Annotated in this window: 14 protein-coding genes; 7 read left to right on the forward strand and 7 right to left on the reverse strand. The window is 66.7% G+C overall.

The window, feature by feature from the left end; genetic code table 11:
* Window positions 1-70: 70 nt before the first annotated feature.
* From ACYUD3_RS00775 to ACYUD3_RS00785, 3 genes are all read right to left on the reverse strand, one after another.
* Window positions 71-352, reverse strand: coding sequence for a helix-turn-helix domain-containing protein (locus tag ACYUD3_RS00775; protein ID WP_470961780.1), 282 nt, complete (start codon window positions 350-352; stop codon window positions 71-73).
* The gene (locus ACYUD3_RS00780) at window positions 349-996 is read right to left on the reverse strand and encodes a hypothetical protein (protein WP_470961783.1); all 648 of its coding nucleotides are present in this window, start codon (window positions 994-996) and stop codon (window positions 349-351) included. Before ACYUD3_RS00780 ends, ACYUD3_RS00775 begins: the two co-directional genes overlap by 4 nt.
* Window positions 997-1434: 438 nt before the next feature.
* Window positions 1435-1590: a hypothetical protein gene (locus ACYUD3_RS00785; protein WP_470961786.1), complete on the reverse strand. Its 156-nt coding sequence runs from the start codon at window positions 1588-1590 to the stop codon at window positions 1435-1437.
* 366 nt (window positions 1591-1956) lie between these two features.
* Between ACYUD3_RS00785 and ACYUD3_RS00790 the strand changes: the two genes are divergently transcribed.
* On the forward strand, window positions 1957-4563 hold the full coding sequence (locus tag ACYUD3_RS00790) for a tetratricopeptide repeat protein (RefSeq protein ID WP_470961789.1): 2607 nt from the start codon (window positions 1957-1959) through the stop codon (window positions 4561-4563).
* Between the two features lie 16 nt (window positions 4564-4579).
* Here ACYUD3_RS00790 and ACYUD3_RS00795 read toward each other — a convergent pair whose 3' ends face one another.
* Entirely contained in the window at window positions 4580-5482 is a 903-nt protein-coding gene (locus ACYUD3_RS00795; RefSeq protein WP_470961792.1) for a serine/threonine protein kinase, read from the reverse strand.
* Window positions 5483-5662: 180 nt separating this feature from the next.
* Here ACYUD3_RS00795 and ACYUD3_RS00800 point away from each other — a divergent pair, with 180 nt between their 5' ends.
* The 4 genes from ACYUD3_RS00800 to ACYUD3_RS00815 all read left to right on the forward strand — a co-directional run bounded on the left by ACYUD3_RS00800 (window position 5663) and on the right by ACYUD3_RS00815 (window position 14599).
* Window positions 5663-7078, forward strand: coding sequence for a PD-(D/E)XK nuclease family protein (locus tag ACYUD3_RS00800; RefSeq protein ID WP_470961795.1), 1416 nt, complete (start codon window positions 5663-5665; stop codon window positions 7076-7078).
* Between the two features lie 71 nt (window positions 7079-7149).
* Window positions 7150-8256, forward strand: coding sequence for a pPIWI_RE_Y domain-containing protein (locus ACYUD3_RS00805; RefSeq protein WP_470961798.1), 1107 nt, complete (start codon window positions 7150-7152; stop codon window positions 8254-8256).
* On the forward strand, window positions 8249-11770 hold the full coding sequence (locus ACYUD3_RS00810; protein WP_470961801.1) for a pPIWI_RE_Z domain-containing protein: 3522 nt from the start codon (window positions 8249-8251) through the stop codon (window positions 11768-11770). The genes ACYUD3_RS00805 and ACYUD3_RS00810 overlap by 8 nt, the downstream gene beginning before the upstream one ends.
* 9 nt (window positions 11771-11779) lie before the next feature.
* Window positions 11780-14599, forward strand: coding sequence for a pPIWI_RE module domain-containing protein (locus tag ACYUD3_RS00815; protein WP_470961803.1), 2820 nt, complete (start codon window positions 11780-11782; stop codon window positions 14597-14599).
* 81 nt (window positions 14600-14680) lie between these two features.
* On the opposite strand, the gene ACYUD3_RS00820 is transcribed toward ACYUD3_RS00815, so the two are convergent.
* Together ACYUD3_RS00820 and ACYUD3_RS00825 are read right to left on the reverse strand one after the other, a co-directional pair.
* Window positions 14681-15673: a phospholipase D-like domain-containing protein gene (locus ACYUD3_RS00820; protein WP_470961806.1), complete on the reverse strand. Its 993-nt coding sequence runs from the start codon at window positions 15671-15673 to the stop codon at window positions 14681-14683.
* A 239-nt stretch (window positions 15674-15912) separates the two neighbouring features.
* The gene (locus tag ACYUD3_RS00825; protein ID WP_470961809.1) at window positions 15913-16419 is read right to left on the reverse strand and encodes a MarR family winged helix-turn-helix transcriptional regulator; all 507 of its coding nucleotides are present in this window, start codon (window positions 16417-16419) and stop codon (window positions 15913-15915) included.
* A gap of 129 nt (window positions 16420-16548) precedes the next feature.
* Between ACYUD3_RS00825 and ACYUD3_RS00830 the strand changes: the two genes are divergently transcribed.
* Window positions 16549-17055, forward strand: coding sequence for a YceI family protein (locus ACYUD3_RS00830; RefSeq protein ID WP_470961812.1), 507 nt, complete (start codon window positions 16549-16551; stop codon window positions 17053-17055).
* A gap of 74 nt (window positions 17056-17129) precedes the next feature.
* On the opposite strand, the gene ACYUD3_RS00835 is transcribed toward ACYUD3_RS00830, so the two are convergent.
* Window positions 17130-18836, reverse strand: coding sequence for a hypothetical protein (locus ACYUD3_RS00835; protein WP_470961815.1), 1707 nt, complete (start codon window positions 18834-18836; stop codon window positions 17130-17132).
* A gap of 216 nt (window positions 18837-19052) precedes the next feature.
* Between ACYUD3_RS00835 and ACYUD3_RS00840 the strand changes: the two genes are divergently transcribed.
* Window positions 19053-19463 carry a cell division protein SepF gene (locus ACYUD3_RS00840; RefSeq protein WP_470961818.1) on the forward strand — a complete coding sequence of 137 codons (411 nt, stop codon included), beginning with the start codon at window positions 19053-19055 and terminating at the stop codon, window positions 19461-19463.
* Window positions 19464-19627 lie beyond the last annotated feature (164 nt).

Raw genomic sequence — 19627 nt, forward strand, 5'->3', positions numbered from 1 at the left:
GTTCGTTTCACTGATCGGGGTGTGTGGCCCCGAGCTTTTCGCTTCGGGGCCACACAGATCCGTTGTGTTGTTACTGAGTGATGTTTCCTTGAGAGGGACCTGGGTCCGTGTCGGGGTTCACGGCGTACAGGGGTCGCTCCTGCACTCCGAGCACCCGCATCAGCTCAGTCGTCGGAATGCGGTACCGACCGCCGACAAGGAGCACGGTGCAGGGGAAGGTACCTTCCTGGACCAGCCGGTACGCGGTCGCTGATGAGATGCTGAAAGCGCGGGCGGCGGTTTTCACATCCACCGCGGTCGGCAGTTCGAACATCTCGGTGAAGCTGAGCGGACCGCGTGCTGTGTTCTTCATGGTCTCCTTGTGGACTGACGGAGAGGCAGGGAACCGATCTTCTGGCGCCGCCGTAGGGGCCCGTTGCCGTGACTCGCTTTGCTCGCCTCGTGTTCGTCGATGAGCTCGGTGAGCGCTTCGTGCCGGATCTGATCAGCGCGGACACGGAAACGCAGTGGAGCGTACGGTCCGTCCGGACCGTCAGGTCGGGCGACCTCGATCTCCAAGATCTCTGACGGGTCGAGGTGGTCGGCCGTTTCATCCGATGCCGGCCATAGGCTGTCCCGCCCGATGTTCTCCAGATGCATCGAGGGAATCTCCTGCAGACCTGCGCGGGCAAAGAGCCACCCGCTGCTGCGCGCCTTTTTGATCAGGGTCTGAGGGGAGAGCGGGTCCGTCAGATCTGTGTTCTGCAGCCCTTCCAGAAGGGCCAGGATCATCTCTGCCTCCACATCGGCGTGGTCGGCGCGGAGGCGTCGGCGGATGAGGTGTGCTGTCCTGACCAGCTGTGGCATGGCCAGCCAGATCACCAGGAGCTTCGCGGAGCCGTCAGCGGTCTGCTCGGCTTGGGCGTCGTGAAGTGCCGCCCTCCAGATCGCCGCGATGAACTCGGGAGTGGAGGAGTCCGCCCCGTGCACCGCCTGCCATACCTCGTCGGCGGTCAAGCGGATTGTTTCTCCGCTGTCTACATCTGTGGTGACCGTCAGATGCGTCGAGTCCTTGGTGCGCGGGTTCTCGAAATGGCGCCTGACCATGGCGAATGCGTTTGAGGGAGGGGGATATGCCATGCAGTCGTCCTCTCCCGGCGCCGGCAGAGGACCGGCGCCGGATGGGATGGAGTGAAGCGCGGAGGGATTGACCACTCCCGAATAAGCGAACAAATCGGGCGCAATTCTCACGGGGTCTCACTTGTCCGTGAATGCGTGAGATGTTCGATGTGGCGTACCCGGATTTACCGTCGCGGCTCCTAGGTGCTCAAGTCGCCAGCAGGAGCGGGAACTTGAGTCTTGAGCGGATACACCGCGAGGCCGTCGGGAGTGTGAAGGGGGGTGCCCGCCCGTAGGAGGGCACCCGGTGACGCATCCGGATCCGGATGCGTCCGCTCAGATCGTCTCGGACGGCTTGGTGTCCGGCGTCTCGACCGGCGCCACGGGGTTCTTCACCTCCGTCTGCTCGGGCGTACGGCGGCGGCGCTGGCTCGGCGGGTAGTCGGGGGAGTTGCGCAGGCGGCTCGCCCGGCTGCGTCGGCGCTTGTTCATGAAGTGAGTTCTCCTTCTTGGCTGGCTGTGCCGGCATCGCGTTGTCGCGAGCGGCTGAAGCCATCGTGCCCAGTCGGCTCGGATCGTCGTAGCTCGAAATCTGAGGGCAATCTGAGTTCGGTCTGAGCGTGAGAAGGCGAACGGGTGTGAAGAGGGGGGCCCTTGTGCATAGATGTAGGAGCGCCGTTCGGGGGCCGGCCGCCGTCGTCGATCTTTGGAAGGAGGAAGGTGCTGAACGGCTGCGTGTTGGGCCCGATCAAGGTCGAAGTGCCTGGTGGCAAGGGGTTTTCTGGTACTCATCGGGCGGCTTCCCTGTTCGCTCTGCTGGCTACATCGCCAGGGGGGCAATGCACTAATGAGGAAGCCATGGAGTGGCTTTGGGAGGGGGAGAGCGGCGTGGCCCAGCGCTTGTATGAAGCTCGAACGGTTCTGCGTCGCGCGTTGGGTAAAGATATTTTTCCTGGCGGCAAGAAAGGGTATTGCGTGATCGACTTCCCGCCAGGGAGTATCGACCTTCTGCGGTTCCGCGAGAAGCGGGAGAAGGCGCGTCGTCTGCGTGGGATGGAGAAGGTTGAGCAGATCGATGAGGCCTTGGAGGAATGGTCTGGCGGCGAGCTGTTGAAGGGGTTGACCGGACGCAGGGCCCAGGTGCGGAGGGAGGAACTGCAGGCAGAGTTGATGGGAGCCGTCTGCGATCAGTTGGAGACGGCATGGAGCGCGGATGAAGAGAAGTGGCTCCGCGAAGCGACGGAGAAGTGGCACAAACGTTTTCCGGACGACTCCCGGATCTTCCGCTACTACTTGTTCGCCCACGGCCGGGAGCTGCCGCCCGCGAAGCTGAACAAGCTGATCAGGCGATGGGCGAAAGACAACGGACCGCTGGATGCCGAGCTGAAGGACGCCCTCGACCAGGTGAGAGGGAAGCCTTCTCGCACTCGTGGGACCATCCCTTACATCCCGAACCAACTGCCTAGGCCGGAGCATTGGCCCATCGGCAGGGACGGACTGATGCGTTCCCTCAGTGACACAGTGCTGGAGCGGCAGGCCTATGGAGCTAGCACGTTGGTCGTTTTCAGCGGTATGGCTGGTGTCGGGAAGAGCACCATTGCCCGTCAGCTGGCATGGCAGCTGAAGGACCGGTTTCCGGACGGAGTCCTGTACCACGAGCTCCAAGGGTTCGCGGACGGTGTAGAGCCTGTCGATCCGGAGCAGGTTCTGGACTCGTTCCTGGCGGAGTTGCTGCCCAAATCCAAAGCGGTCGGGGTGAGCGGTAAGAGCGCGGCGCTGCGTTCGGTCCTGGCTCGTCGGTCCGTCCTCATCCTGCTTGACGACGCGGTCAGCGCCCAGCAGGTGCTGCCAATGCTTCCCGCGACCGGTACCAGCGTAGTGATCATCACCAGCCGCAATGCTCTGGACGGTTTGCGTGACCAGAAGGGCGTGCAGTTCTGCACGGTGGAGCTGCTGGGAGACGAAGCGGCCATGGAACTGCTCCAGGAGAAGGTCGCTGTGGAGGACCGCCGGAAGCATGACCGCGCGTTTTTCCGGATCGTGGAGTTGTGTGGCGGTCTGACTCTCGCTCTTGCCGCGGTGGCCCGGCGCTTGCAGGACCGCCGCCGTCCGATGAGCAGCGTTCCTGACCTCGCACGGGAGTTGGAAGAAGAGCGGGACAGGTTGACGGCGCTGCACCTTCCCTCAGAGCAACTGTCCGTTCGAGTGGCCCTGAACTGCTCGGTGCGGGCTCTCTCGGGGGAAGCAAGGCGTCTGCTGTGGCAGCTAGCGGTGCACCCTGGCCCCAGTATCGGCTGGAGCGCCGTGTTAGATCTCGGCCTGGCGGGCGAGGAGATGCGCGCGGACCGGGCTGTGGAGGAACTCGCCGTAGCGAATCTCGTGGAACTCCGCTCCGAACGTTACTGCCTCCACGACCTGGTGCGGGCCTTCGCCCGGTACTGCATGGAATCTGTAGTGCAAGGAGACCTGCGCGACTTCGAGCAGGCGACCGTGCGGCAGGTGCTGGAGCATCAGTTGCAGAACGTCCGTGCTTGTGACCGGTTGCTCGACCGCCAGCGTCACCTGCCCGTCGGTGAGCCGGACGGGGTCACGGTCGCAGAACTGACAAGGGTGGAAGAGGCGACAGAGCTACTGGACACCGAATATGAAGCTGTCCAGCGTGGCATTCAACTCGCGGTCAGACAGGACCTCGGACGTTACGTGTGGCTGCTGCCGATGGCTCTGGTCACTTACCAATGGCATCGTCGGCGCCTCCGCGACGCGAAACTAGGGCTTCGGCGTGCTGCCGAATCTGCGGAGGCTTTCGCTTCTCCGGCCGACCACGCGATGGTCTACCGGATGTTGGCGGGGACCGAATGGCGGATGGAGGAGTTCAATCTCGCCGTTGTGCACCTGAAGCGAGCCGTCCTGTTGAGTGAGGGAGACAGCAGCGATGCCGGCCTGCTCAGTCTCGCCCGTTCCCTTCACGCACTCGCGATCACTTTGCGCAAGCAGGAAGACGCGGCAGGAGCCGAGGAACACCTGATGCGGGCCCTGGGGCTGTGGCGTCAGTTGCTCGACCCGGTGGGAGAAGCGGCCACCCTGAACTGTATCGGCATGCTGTACCACGACCGGGGCGAGCACGACGAGGCCCTCCGCTGGTGCGCGGACGCGTTCTACGCGATCAACAGGACGGCAGAACAAAACGGCCGCGCTGATGTGTTGTTCACCCTCGCCAAGATCCACTTCGCTCGCTCCGAACGGGACGTTGCCATCCCTCTCTACCGGCAGGCCGCTCAGATCTTCCAGGAACAGGAGTACTGGCCCAACGAGGAAAAGGTGCGCCGGCTCTTCGCGGATGTCCTCATGACCGCTGAATGCCGGTCTGAAGCAGTGGCGGAACTGGAGCGGGTTCTGGAATTGCGAGAGCTGATGGGAGGAGCAGGGGTTCAGGAGATCCGGGACCGTTTGGAGGGATTGAGGTGAGGGGCCGGTGCCCGCTTCACAGCGCTGGAGCGTGGGTGCGGTAGTACTCCGCCGGGTCGGGCTTCAAGGGCTTCAGTGGTTGTGAGGAGCTGAGAACGGGCAGGTACCGGCGGATCTGTTCGAACACTTCCCGTACGTCGGCCGGGCGCTTCTCGGCCTCCCACTCGACCATGCGGAGCGCGAGAGACTTGAACTCGGCGGGGAGTTCCGCGAGACGGTCGGGTGGCAGCACAGGACATTGTCGGGTGGGGCGTTCATCCATGCTTGTGATATAGGGCAGTTGCAGGACTGTCATCTCGATCAGAATGCAGCCCAACGCGAAGATATCTGCTTGCCCGGTCAGCCCAGCAGAGTTGTGGTCCCACTGCTCAGGAGAGGCGTAACCGAGTGTGCCTACCTCCCCCAATGTTTTTTCTCCCGTCCGGGAAGCGTGGCCCATGTCGATCAGGCGGAGTCTTCCGTCCGGCTCCACGATGATGTTCTCGGGCTTAACGTCGGCGTGCACCAGATCTGCTTGGTGCACGCTGTGAAGGATCTCGCAAAGCTGACCGATGATAGAGGCGACAGAGCCTACATCTCTGACTGGCCGCCTTTTCAATAGGAGGTCCTGCAACTGTACTCCTTCGATGAATTCCATGATGAGGCATCGGCGGTTTCTGTACTGTCCTGTGCTGAATACTTCGGGGATCCCTTTTACTCCGGACAGTAGATGCCGGTGGCCTTCCTTGACGAGATGCTCCCCAGCTGAATCAAATCGCCCCCAAGACTGGAGCCCCCACGGCTTCTGGACCTTGAGTGCCACAGTGCGGCCGCTCCTCCGGTCGCGGGCAGCGAAAAGATCACCCTGGCCGCCGTCACCGTGTAGCTGCATCACCTCGTAACGCCCCTCTACGTTGCCGATTTCCTCAAGCTGTTCCATGGCTTCCTCCCGATCCTTCAGAGAAGGGAAAGTGGATTGACTCAGACGTGGCTGCCCCCGGACGGGGTCCGTCGTGCATCGAAGGTCATCAAGGTATCTGTCGGGATGTTCAAAGGAGGTGAATTCCGCTGCCCTGCCGCAGATTCGCTCAAAGCTCGGGGCTACAAACCCGATGGGCCCGTGTCACGGCGCTATGAGGAGCTGGAGAACTTTTCCTTCGGACCTTTCATGGCCGCCTGTGATGCCCGCAACGCACGCCCGGGCAGCCGACCACGCAGTGCGCTCCTCCATGACGGCCTGCGGAACTGGTCGGAGCACGCCGTGGCGATGTATGACAGTGCCTTCCCTCCCGACCCTGACTGTCCGCTCGCCGAGGTACCGGTCCCATGGGTCTACCGTCACCAGCCGCCGGACAAAGATCCGCGAGCCGCGGAGGAGTACCGGCTCACGGTATGGGGCCGTTGCCTGGCATCCGCCGACGGGACGATGCGGGAACTCCGCCTGCCGGTGAACCGTCTGAACCGGAAGTCGCCGCCTGATGGCTTCATCGCGGCGGCGGCTCTGGTGCTGGCCGAGGGCGTCCCGGGGCCGCTTCCGGAGCGAGTGCGGATCGTGGAGTTCGCGCTGCTCGACGGCAAGGTACGTCCGCTCTTCGACGGCACCCGGGCGGAGGCGCTCTCGCACTACCGCACGCACGGGCGCGACGCGTTGACTGCCGTACTGGACAGTCAGGAGTACCGGCCGGGCGCTTCGTGCGCGGACTGCGCCTATGTATCTGTCTGTCCGGCTCTCGGCAAGGCACCAGGCTTGCTGGGAGTCGACACACCGGGGCGCCCACGACGTACCTGGTCCGTCACCAATGGGCGCAACTATCGCGTCTGTCCGGCCCGTGACCACTTGCGCCGGCTGCACCTGCCCGCCGCGGATGCCGTCGAGCGTGATCCGACGGCCGAACGTGGTCGCGCGCTGCACGCGTACCTCGCCGAACGCCATGGGTACGGTTCGCCACGACCGTGCACCGTGGACGTGCCGGAGCAGTGGGTACCCGACGGCTTCGATCTGCCCGAGAACGAACGTGCCCTCGGTACCCGGCTGCTGCGGCGGCACGCCGCGGTCTGCCCGATGCGATGCGTACGGGACGGAACCGACGTACGGACCGAGCCGCGCGTCGTACGCCATGACACCGCTGCCGATGTGATCGTGATCGCCGCACCCGATCTGCTCTACCGGGACGGGGACTCGTGGGTATGGCGGGAGACCAAGACTTCGGTCGTCGATCGGAGATCGAGGCGTTCGCTGCTGGAGCGCTATCCGCAGCTGGCTCTGGCAGTCCTGCTGGTCGCCCGTGGCGATCTGGGCGGTACGCAGGCGCGCGCCCGAGTCGAACTGGAGGTGCTTCGTCCGGACGGCGCCGACCTCGAGATCATCGACCCCTTCATCCCCGTCAACAGGGCCGAAGCGGAGCGGATACTGCGGGAGATGGCGGCCGGATGGCACGGCGACGACCATTTCCGAGCCACCCCTGGACGTCCCTGCACCCGCTGTGAGATGGCGCGCTGGTGTTCCGATTCGGCTGCCGGAAAGGCGTCCGCATGAGGGCCCGGGTGCCAAGATCCCGGGCAGCCGGGCTCAGGGAAACCCCTGCGCTCGGCGACGAGGGAACGAAGATGTTTCATCAACTGGCCCTGGCGGTCGCCGTACTGGCAGAGCACGAGAGTCTCCGTTCGTTCACTCTGCCCTACCCGCCTTATGCCCAGCGCGTGCTGGATCACATGGTGCTGCACTGCCTGGAGTCGGGGGAGACACCGCCGAACAGTCTCCCGGAGCTTCTGGAATGGTGCCGCTGGCGGCCCGCCGGTGACCGGCTCTTTCAGGTTCCGGCCTCCTTGGTCACTTCTGAGGCGACGCTGGTGGACAAGGTCGGGCTGATGCCTACCCGGACCTGCCTCGAACTGGCTTCCCACGGGCCGGAAGGCGTGGAACAGGAAGCCCGAGCGCTTTTGGCGGACCTGGCGGCGAGATGCGGCGCCCCCGACCGGTTCGGCCGATGCCGGCAGTTCCTCGTACGTCATCCAGTGATCCTGCAGCGGGACCGCTTCCAAGGGGGATGGAGCACGAGCGTCTGGACACGTGTCAAACACCTCTACCGTCCTTTGCCGCAGTCTTTCTGGAGCGATGACGTCTTCCTCCGCTGTCTCGCATGCGGACTCCCCGCTCTGCTGCGGGACCGGAAGAAACCTGTTCAGGGGCCACCGGTCTTCGGACCGGATGCTTGGTGCGAAGGCGAGATGTGCCCACGCGGCGACGACCTCGACCTGATCCGCGACCCGAACCAGGTATGGCTGCTTCGGCGCCCGCTGCGTGCTTTTCTCGCGCTGCCTAGGCGGACAGAGGAAGCGGCCCTGGACGAGCTCGACCGGGCAGGGATCAGTCACACGCCCGTCCCGGAGGACTTGTGTGCCCACCACCTGCCGGACACGGGCGCGGGAACCGTGGGCATCAAGGTGTACGACCGACTGCAGCCCGCGCTTCTGGCCGCCCGTTGCGCGGATACGGCCATGCCGCTCTGGGATCTGACCTTGGTGGTCGTGCCGCAAGGACTGGCCGAACGCGACGACTACGGCGCGAACTTCACCGCGGCCCTGCCTGCCGCGCTGCGTACGCGGCTGTCACTCACCACCCCCCAAGACCTCGTACGCCACCTCCGCGTGCTCCGTGGCTCCGAAGCGGAGGGACGGAACCCGGACCAGAAACGAAAGGAAGACGATGCGTAGTCTGATGCCGCCTTTGAACGACGTCCTCTCCGAACTCCGGACGTTCGTCGGGCCGCGTGTGCCCAAGCCCGTGCTGGAGATGTTCTGTCAGGTCGAACTCGGCCTGCTCCTCCAGCAGAAGCTGATGCCGGGCACTCCCGCCGGAGAGGCGTGGGTACTGTTCAGCGGGTACGGGTTCGCGGAGGCGCACGGCGTGCCGCTCCCGCCTGATGCCAACAGGACGCTTCGCGTCGCCCGGTATTCGCTGTGGACTCTGCGCCGGCCCAGGGCATGGCGCGAAGAGCTCGAGCGGTACCAGCAGTTCGACCCGCTGCTGCGAGGCTATGACGTACCGGAGACCGAACGTCCGGCCATCCGCCAGGAGACCTCTGTCGGGGCCGATCGCTGGCACGTCTACGACGACCTGCTGCGAGTCGCTCCGCCGCTGGCGGGAAGGAGCCTTCCGGTCGCGGGCCCGGGCCTGCATGCTTTCCCCGTCAGCCGGTCCATGGCGGTGGTCGACCTGCCGGAGGTATCCCCCGCGGCCCTGGTCGCCCACGATCTGGGGCTGCCCCCGGCCGGTGGCGGTGAACCGCTCGTTTTCTCCAGGGAAAAGCTGGAGAGAACCGCCGCGGAGATGGACGCGTTGCACACACTGGACGATGCCCGCGGTACACCTCAGTGGCTGCACCGGCTCCAGACCTTCGAGGTGTCCGTCAAGAGGGCCGGAGGATTCCGCAAGGAACACGACTACAGGTTCACAGTGGACGGGATCCAGCATCTGCTCGGCATCGTCGGGGCGGGTAAAAGCACTCTGCGTGACATCATCGCCGTCCAGCTCGCGAAACTCGGCAAGCGCACGACGGTCGTCGTCTCCGACGTCGCGGAGGTGCTGAAGCTGGTCGAGCAGTACAACTTCTACACCGATGGTGCCGCTGCCCCGGTACTCGGAGCTTCGGGTCGTGAGCGGCACGCGCAACGGATGCACCGCAGGCTGGCGGGACGTGGTGAACACCGGTTGCTGGCCCACGACGATAAGGCTTTCACCTATCTCGGCACCTCCTGCGTGCTGAACGTCCTTCGCACAGGTGCTCCGCCGCCTGAGCCGCTGGCCTTCGGAGAAGCCCCGTGCACGCGGCTGCATCCGCCGGCCGACCCGAAGCGCAGGACAGGCAAACAGGGGTCCGAGTGGCAGAAGCAGCGGATGAGCTGTCCGTACTGGCCCGTGTGCCCCCGGCACCACAGCTCCCGTGCCCTGGTCGATGCCCTCATCTGGGTGACGACGCCACAAGGGCTGATCGACTCCGCCCCGCCCCAGCCGCAGAACGGTGAGCGCATCCGCTATCTCGAACTCGCCTGCCGCCGCAGCGATCTCGTGATCGTCGACGAGGCCGACCGCGTCCAGATGCAGCTCGACCGTACCTTCGCACCCGCAGTGGTGCTCGCCAGCGAGGAGGACAAGGGACTCATCGACCAGTTGACCCGGCACAAGATCCGGGAACTTGCGGCGAGCGGGCGTACCCAGCTCTCCGACCGGGACGTGGAGAACTTCTCCGCAGCCCTCAACACCGCGGGAGCCGCGACGGACCGTCTGTACGCGATGCTCGTCGCCCACCATTCCCTGCGCAGATGGGTACGGACCGGCTACTTCAGTGCCTGGACTCTGCAGCTCGGCCTGCTCGACGAACGTTATCCGCTGCCCGATGACAGTGGGCCGGGTCATGAGAACCGCGAGCCCAGGGAAGCGCTCGGCAAGTTGCTCGACGCGTTCCGCGACAATCCGTTCGGAGACCGTCGCCGACGGACCGACCAGGACTTCACACACCTGACAGGGCTGCTCAACGAACTTCTGCACACAGGGAATCCGGACAATACCCGGCATCACCTGGTGACTGTCATGACGGATGCCTTCGGAATCGACGAGGCCTTCATGGCGAAGAAGCAGGAGGTTTACGAGGATGAGCTGGCCAAGTGGCGGCAGAAGAAGGAGGAACAGCAACGGAGGAAGCGGAAAGGAGGACGGGAACGCAAGGAGTTGCCACCGCCCCAGACGCCCGAGAAATGGCGTGAAGAACTCGCCAAGCGCTTCGAGTTCACGCTGCTGCTGAGTGCTCTGGAACCACGGCTCGCGATGATCAATGCCATGTGGCCCCGCGTCGATGCCGCGCTCAGCCTGGGCTACAACGAGATGTACCGTCGGCCGCTCGACTACGGGCCGATGGTGCCTGAGGCGCCGATGGGCAATGTGCTCGGCTTCCAGTTCCGCGTCCACGGCGAGGACGAAGAAGGCGTCCGCAGCGGGGAGCTGACCTTCTTCCGCTGCAGCGGCGTCGGCCGGGAACTGCTGCGCACCATGCCTCATCTGGCTTCCGTGGACGATCGGCCCGGCGCGCACCTGCTGCTCATGTCCGGCAGCAGCTGGGCGGGCGACTCAGGCCGCTATCACGTTCAGGTGCCCGTCGGCCTGGTCATCGAGCCCCTGGAAGAAGTGACTGAGCGGATCGCCGCCGAGAGCCATATGCGCTTCGAGTTCATCGACGACGGTGACGGGAAGATGCGGGTCTCCGGAACCGATCCGGACGATCGGCCCGAGAAGCTCCGCCGTATCGCCATCTGGCTCGGTGCGGGAGAGTACGAGGCGGAGAACGGCGGCCCGCTCGAGCGGGAATTCGTGTCGCTTTCACAAGGGCGCGACCAGATTCTGCTGCTGGTCGGCAGCTATGAAGAGGCGCGCGTGGTGGCCGACACTCTGCACAACCTCAATTCCCGCTGGCGGGACCGGGTGCTGTGTCTGGTGTCGGACGACGAGGAACTGGACGCGGAGGATGAGACCCCGCCCGCCTACCGGGCTCGGTCCTTGCGCCGTGGGGATGTCGAACACCTCAAGGATCTCAATGCGGACATCCTCGTGGCGCCTCTGCTGGCTGTGGAACGCGGCCACAACATCCTCAACACCGCCAACGAGGCCGCCATCGGCACGGTCTATTTCCTCGTCCGCCCGAATCCGCACCCCGACGATCTGTCCATGGCGGTTCACGCCATCAACGACTGGGTCGTACGCGCGCTCGTAGACGGGGAGTTCGCTTCCTGGGTGCAGAGCGGGGACACCGTGGAGAAAGGAGCGGAGGAAGTCCGTCGGCGTGCCCGGTCCCGTTGGTACGAAGTACTGCAGCGGTCCATGGCATGGAGTCGGCTCGGCGACGAACGGGAGCGGGTCACCTGGGACATCTTGGTGCTGATGTGGCAGGTGATCGGGCGGCTGGTGCGTGGTGGCGTGCCGGCACGAGTGGTGCTCGTCGATGCCGCCTTCGCCCCGAACCAGGCGGCGTCCTCACCGTCTCCCGACAATCCGGAATCCAGTCTGTTGCACAGCATCCTCGACGTGCTGAACCCCTACTTCGACGGTGGCATGAAGCCCGCGGAGGAGCAGTTCATCGTCAGTGCCCTCTACGCCCCGCTGCGGAGCATGCTCGCCCGCTGCCTGGCACAGACCCCGCCCGCGGTTCAGCAGGCAGAGCTGCACCCGATTCCTTAGGAGGTATGCGTGTACCACGCGATCCGCTCGACGGCCTATGAACCGGACCCCCAGCACGGGCCGTGGCAGGAAGAACTTCACGTGCTGCGGCTCGGTGAGGAGCTGCTCACCGAACTCACCCGCCGCCACACCGAGAAGAAAGGCGGCACCGACTGCTTCATCCAGCTTCCGGTGCGCCGGCTCAACTCACTGCTCCAAGCCATGGCGCCGGGAGTGCTCGCCACCGGTCGCGGCGCAGGGACGGACGGTCGGCTGCCGTGGCTGTACGCACGGGAGACCGTGCCCCGTGAGGTTCTCGCGCCGTTGATCGGCACCTGGGCGTCCGGACTCTTCCGTACGGATGACGAGGACGGCGAAGGCGAAGACCTCGACCTGGAGGAGCAACTGCTCACCGATGACCCGGACACCGCGGTGCGGCTCCCGGTCTGGGAGTCCGAGCCGGTAGACCTCACAGAGACCGCGATGTCGGCCGGTGGTACGGCTGAGCCTCTTCGGCGGCTCTACAGCCTCCTTCCGGAGACCGTCGCTTTCCGCCTGGCGGCGCGTCCGTTCCGTACCGGCGGCGCCACGCTCCACTTCCGCGTCGTGAGCACACCGAACGGTGCCGAACTCGTCTCCTGGCCGCCCCAGCGGTACGAACACCGGAAGCAGACCTGGTACTACTCGGCGCTGGTGACCATCACCGTTCACACGGTGCCCTTCTCCCCCCGGTTCCGTGTGCATGTGTCGACCGGGGTGCGCCGGTGGGCCACCCGGATGGATGTGCTCCCGCACAAACTGAGCGGAGCGACCGTCTTGCTCGACGCTCCTCTGCCGTGGCCGGAAGGCCCGGACCGCGGGTACCGGCTGGCGATGAACACGCTGGGATACGACCGCCGGAGCAAAGAGCTCGCCTGGCGTCGTCACAGCCCCATCCTGCTGCTGCCCGAACTCGACATCGTGCGGGGCTACCCGGAGGCCACGGAACTGTTCACGGCCCCGGAAAAATGGATCAGCGGACGAGGAGATGTGGCCGCCGGGATCGTGTACCACCCGGCTGTCGGCCCGCATGAAGTGGGTACCGGGCTGATGCCCCGTGAACGAACTGAACTGGATGCCTGGGTCGAGGAAGGGCTGCGGCCGGTGCTGCGCCGGGTCGCGGACCGCACGAGGGCCACCCGGAGCAATACTCCTTTCCTGCTGTCGGCCACGGCCAAGAAGACCGCCCCCGGTGTCAGGGAGGCCCGGCTGTCCCTCCGAAGGCGTGCGGCGCTGGCCCGTGTGCTGAACGGTCGCCCTTTGGAGGTCGAGATCTTCTGGCAGTCTCCGCAGACCAGGGATGCCCTGCTCACGGAACTGCCGAAGCTCGTAGGCCTTCCCGTCGGGAGCGGGACTGAACCGGACGGCGACACCTGGTCCTGGCAGGCCGACGGTATCGAGATCAAGGTACGGACTCGGCCCGCCGGCCCTCTCGCGGGTGCTCTGTCTGTCTCCCGGGACCGCAGGCGCCGACGAGACGTCCGGCTCGCCACAGCGATCGCCGACCGTTGCGCGCTCGTGGCCGAGCAACTGGACCCGCCTCGAGGTGGTACAGGTGTCGTCGTCGCGGAGATCGCGGGGAAGGACCGTTTTACCGCCGCCCCGGACACGGATCCCAAGCATGCACTGCGTATCGCCACGGCGAAACGGGGGTGGCTCAGCCAGTTCGTCAATCCACCTGATGACACCGATGGCACCCTGACGCACCGGGCCCGCTCGACATGGCTGGACGTGCTTCGGCAGCTCGGCGCGATCAGCCCGCCCGCTCACCGGGTCGGCACGGCGATCCCGAGCGATCTTCAGTACGCCGCGCTCTGGATGGTGCGCTACACACGGAAGGGACCCACGCGGCGTCCGGCCCAGCGTCTGGTCGCGGTACGTGTCCGCCCGGGTGACGGCCTCCACACCGTCGAGGGCTGGGACAGTGAACGGGCTGAGTGGGTGCCGTATGCGCAGTTGCTGCTTCTGCTCTCCAGGAGCACCGAGACGGTCGCCGAGACTGACGGTGACGGTGACGGGGACAGCCGGGCTACGGGACAGCGGCAGAGCGCCCACCGTGCCGGTGTGCGGCAGCGGTGGCAGCAGGAGACTGAGCGGCAGATCCGGGCCCTTCTTTTCCAGCTCCGGGACCGCCCCACGCTGTTGCTGGCCGACGCGGGCAATCTGCGTCAATGCTGGCCTCGGTTGAGCAACGGCTCGCTGGCCCGGGACTCACTCGGCTTCGGTACCGAGCCGGACCAGCGGCTCACGGCCTACGGGCACGAGCTTCGAGTGGTACTCGTGCGGGACGGAAACGGACGGGACGAAGTACCGGAGTGGTACGCGCACGATACTCACGGGAAGATCGGTTTCGCCGAAGGCGTGTGGGAGACATCCGAGCCGGACAACAGGGTTTTCACCAGCACGGCGAGTACTCCGCACACAGCGGCGAACCTGCCGAGAGGGCTCATGAAGCTGGTGCCGACCACGAAGGGCCGCAAAGCACCTGGAAAAACCGCATGGAACCCCATGCAGCTCGAGATGACCGTGCTCGGTTGCCTGTCGGAGAAAGCGTTGGCGGACTCGGGACGGGAAGGCGAGTCGCCCGATCGTCCTGCCGAGTGGGCGACTTTGGTGCATCAGCTGCGCTACCACGACGACTACTCGCCTGTCTCCCGCCCGCTTCCACTGCGCCTTGCGGCTCTGGCCGGGCAGTACGTGCTTCCCCTCGCCGCAACTGAACAGAACGGCGACCCTGGGACGCCTCGGCGGCAACCGCCGGGAACTGCCGCACGTCTGACAGCGTCACCACGCTTGTCTGGGCCGCTATGAATGGGACTGGATCGTCAACATGCGTTGTGGCCCCTGCCTGTCCAGCGAGAGGCCACGACGCTCGTTCTGGCGGTGACAGGGTCAGGCCGCCGTACCCCCCGCGTAGTCGCTCGCGAACGTCGTCTCGATCGTCGACGCCACCGACTGGGCCACTCCGGTGCCCGTCAGGATGATGCCCAGCTCCCGGTTGTTGGAGAGGGAGTTGGAGCTGAGGTTCATCGAGCCGGCCTCCACCTCCTGGGTGGAGAGGCCGTAGTCGGCGACGATCGCCTTGGCGTGGATGTAGAAGCCGTTCGGGTCGGAGTAGCCGACGACCGTGCCGCCCGCGGACTCGATCTCCGAGACCTCGGTGGCGTAGCTGGAGGGGCTCTCCAGGACCACGCGGACCTTGACGCCCGCCTGGGCGCGGGCGGCGATCGCGTCGATGACCGCGCTGTCGCTGAACTCCAGTTCCTCCACGTCCAGCGTCGTCGTCGCGCTGTTGACGACGGACAGGAGCCGGCTGCGGGAGTCGGTCGGGGACCACAGGAGGTGGTCGCCGTCGCCGGGGGTCACCGCGGTGCCCGCGTAGTCGGCGGCGAAGACCTTCTCGATCGCGGCGACGTCACGGCTGTCGTCCGTGAACACCCCGTAGTCGCGGCCCGTCGCGTAGTACTGCGACGTCAAGTTCCCGGTCAGGACGAGGGACTTGGCGGCGTCGACCGTGATGGTCTTCTGGTGCGTGTAGACGTACGAGGCCGACGACCACACCACGCCCACGCCCGCGTTCGTGAGCGCCGTGTACGCCGCGTTGTTCGCCGACTTGTGCTGGCGGTCGAGGATCACCCGTACCGTCACGCCCTTGTTCTCCAGGGCGATCAGGTCGCTCACGGCGGTGGTGTCCTCCAGCTCGTACATCGTCATGTCGAGCGAGCTGGTGGCCGAGTTGATGAAGTCGTAGACCGCGGGCTGGCCGCCGCTCTGCGAGAAGGCGAACGCGGAGTAGGTGGCGGCGTTCGCGGGGACCGCCGCGGCGACGACGGCGGCGCCGGCCGCCAGGGTGACACTCGCGCGTCCGAAGACCTTCCACAACATACGTGACTCCTGGTCGAGTTGGGGCCCGCCAGGGTGGGGCTCGGCGGGCGGTGAGCAGGACACCACGCGCGTAGAACGCGACAGAAGAGGCGTGCGGTTAACTCGTGGTTACCAGACGGTAGTTGGGGCCGGGCAAAGCGGACTCGGCGCAGCTCAGGGGTGGTTCATGGGCTTCCCGTGAGCGCGCAAAGAGTTCCCTTTGGGGGGTGGGTGGTTGGGGAAAACCGGCTCCAGGGCGGCTAGTTGAGGCTGACGGAGTCCTCCCCCGAGAGGTCCGGCAACAGCCCGCACATCGCCTTCAGTTCACGCGGGCCCATGAACCGCGCCAGCGCCTCCCGCACCGTTTCCGCGAGGGCCGCCGAGGAGTCCTGGAGGAGGGCGCGGGCCTTGTCCGTGAGGGTCACCGTGATGCCCCGTCTGTCGCCGCACGTCGAGGCCCGGGTCGCCAGGCCCGCGTGCTGGAGGCAGGCGATCTGGTAGGTCAGGCGGGTTTTCGGGCGGCCCAGGAGTTCGGCGATGCGGGTCATGCGCAGGCCCGTCGGATGGTCGGCCAGTAGGCAGAGGATCAGGAACTCGTCGTGCGAGACCCCCAGCCGCTCCTTCACCGCCGTGTGCAGCCGCTGCTCCGCCGACCCCGTCGCCGCCAGCAGCAGCACCCAGCCGCGCAGCTCGGGCGGGAGGGTGCCGCCCTGCCCGGCGGAGGGGCATTCAGGCAGGTGGGCGGGGGTCTCGTCGTGCTCGGCCATGGATTCGAGTGTATCGGGGGTGATGTGTGTGGCCCTCTTGGTTGTCCAGATTTGGATAACCCGCTAGCCTGCACTCATCCAAATTTGGACTACCAAGCTCGTGCGCATCCTCTCACCTGGAGTTCTGACATGACCGCCGCCGTGGAAACCGGGCTCTGGCAGCTCGACCCGACCGCCTCCGCCGTCGCCCTGAAGCACAAGACGTTCTGGGGTCTGGTCACCGTCAAGGGCGCTTTCAAGGGCGTCACCGGCGGCGGCGAGGTCACCGCGGGCGCGAGCGCCACCGGCACCGTCACCCTGGACGCCGCGTCCCTCGACACGGGCAACGCCAAGCGGGACGTCCACCTGCGCTCGGCGGACTTCTTCGACGCCGGTCAGCACCCCGAGATCACCTACACGGTCCGCTCGGCGGAGCTGCGGGACGGCGCCGTGCATGTCACCGGTCAGCTGACCGTGCGCGGCGTCAGCCGGCCGCACAGCCTCACCGCGACCCTCACCGGGACGGACGCCACCGGGCTCACCCTGAGCACCGAATTCACCGTCGAGCGCGGGGAGTTCGGGATGGAGTGGAATCAGATGGGGATGCTGCGCGGGGGTGCGGTCATCAGTGCCGAGCTGCGGTTCGTGCGGGCCTAGAAGGGGCTGGCGGGGGCCTGTCTAGGGCTTGCCGCTCCGCAACTCAGGCTCACCCAAAGCAACATGACGACCCGTCAACTCCCGTGCCCCATCCACAACTTGACCGGCACATCCTGACTGGACAGCGTCTGCGGACCGTCTGTGAAGGCCCGCAGCCGTACCCGTACGTTCCGTTCGGCCGAGGGCAGGGTGAACGGGCCGTCCGGCGGCCGGAGTTCGTAGCGTGCCGTCGCGTGCGCGGCCAGCGTCGCCGGGCCCGAGACGACCGTCCAGTACTTGGACATGCCCTGCCCCGTCGTCACCATGAAGTGCGGTGCGAGCGCGGTCCCTTCGGTGTTGCGGACCTCGGCGACGACCCGCGTCACGCTCAGCGGCCTCGGCATCCGCAGCGCCGTCACCGTCATCCGCAGCGGCGGTGAGCCCGTCGCCGCCAGCAGGGAAGCGCCCAGCGCCGGGAGCAGGACGACCACCGCCGCCGCGAGCCGGGCCGTACGCCGTTCGGGGCCCGCGAGGAAGCGGGGTCTCGGCTGCCAGGCGCGGGCGAACTCCGGGAGCGGCGCGGTCACCGCCGACAGCAGCCACAGCGGCGTCATCAGCAGGTAGTAGCCGTCCTGCGAGCGGGTCGCGACGTAGAAGGCGAGCCACGGCAGGACCGTCGCCGCCGGGCCCAGGCGGCGCGCGAACAGGACGAAGACCGCCAGCAGTCCTGCCGCCAGCAGCATGCTCGCGTGCGAGTACCAGGACAGGCGGTCGCTGCCGTCCGTGAGGTACAGGGCGACGCCCACCAGGCCCTGCCCGTGCAGGACCGCGCCCTGCGTCAGCGGCAGCGCGATACCGCCCAGCCAGGTGCGCGGCTCGTGGACGATGAAGTACGCGTTGATCAGCAGCCACGTCAGCGCCGTCGCGCCCGCGAAGCGCGCCAGCACCAGACCGCCCGCCCGCCGGCCCAGCTCGCCCCGGCGCACCGCGTAGAGGCCGGCGAGGAGGAACGGCGTGACGAACCAAGGCAGTTGCTGCGCCGCGCAGGCCGCGCCCAGGCAGACGGCGCGGGCGATGCCGGGGGCGCCGAGGCGTCCGCCCCGGCCGATGCGGGGCCAGCCCGCCACCACCGGCATCAGCAGCGACAGCGCCAGGATCGCCGGGTAGCCCTGCCGGCCGTACATCGTCAGGAAGCCGAAGCCCAGGCAGGCCATCGTCACGGCGGAGCGCCAGCGCGGGGGGACCAGGCGCCAGGTCAGAGCCGTGGAGATGACCAGCGCGGCCGTCGCCATCGCCGTCGCGGGCATGCCGCCGTGCCCCAGCCACAGGAAGGGGGCCGTCAGCAGCGGGGAGAGCGGGGGGTAGCCGTATGTGTAGTCGTAGCCGCCGGAGAAGGTCTGGGTCAGGGCGATGCCCGGCTTGAACAGCTGGGGCCAGGGCTGGCCGTAGATCGCGTGGCCCTTGAGGAGTTCGTGGGCGGCCTGGGTGGTGAGGGTCGCCTCGTCGCCGCCGTCGTGCGCGACCGCCCAGGCCGCCAGGGCCAGGGTGACGCCCGTGATCAGTACGGCGAGGTCGACCCGGGCGAGGGCGCGGGTGCCACGGACCGTCGTCGCCAGCACCCCGCAGACCAGGATCGCCGCATAGCAGAGCGAGATCGCCGCCGCGAGCGTCAGGTGGTGGGTCGCCGCCTGGGTCCAGATGGTGCGGGTGTTGATGAAGAGGCTCACCGCGGCGAGCAGGGTCAGGACGCGGTGCCACTGAGCAGGAGCGTCGAGGGAGGAAGGGTCCGGGGCGGCGGACACCGCCGACTGTGTCCGCCGGCCGGATGCCACCGGCTGCGTTTCTGCCAAGTGCACGGGACCGGACGCTAACGGGCCCCGATGAACAGGGCGTCGCCGGGCGTGAAGAGCCAGGTGTGGGGGCGGTAAGAAGGGCCGAAAACGTTTTCCCGCCGGTCGCCGTACGTGTCGCTGTTGGGCCGAACGGGTGACTTGGCGTAAGAATTGGCTGGTGCAGGCATGGAACGCGAGTCAGTTCGGGGGGAACCGGTGAACCGATACGACGTCACCGACGAGCAGTGGGAGGGGCTCGCCCAGGTGGTGCCGCTGCGGGGGCGCGACGCCTGGCCGTCGGCGGTGGACCACCGTACGCTGCCCGACTCGGAGACCGAGGAGCGGCGCCGGTTCGTCGTCCTGCGCGTCAACGTGTTCGCCGACGCGCGCGAGGTCGCCGAGACGCTGATGGCCGGCATCCCCGTCCTCCTCGACCTCACCAGCGCGGAGTCGGAGGTCGCCAAGCGGGTTCTCGACTTCTCCACGGGCGTGGTGTTCGGGCTGGCCAGCGGGATGCACCGGGTGGACCGGAACGTGTTTCTGCTCACGCCGCCGGGGACGGAGGTCAGTGGGCTGATGGAGGGGGCGGGGGTCTGAGGGGTCTCTTGGGGTGCCCCTAGGGGGTTTCACAGGGTGTCCCTAGGGCTCCTCGGGGTCCCTCGTGTGAGTTACGGGGTTTCCCTTAAGGGGCCGCGTACGGTCCCCCGATCGTAGGAAGCCCCGTCCGCCGGAACGGTTCGCCCGGCGTACGCCCCCCTACG

This window comes from Streptomyces sp. AMJ-169, from assembly GCF_055597585.1.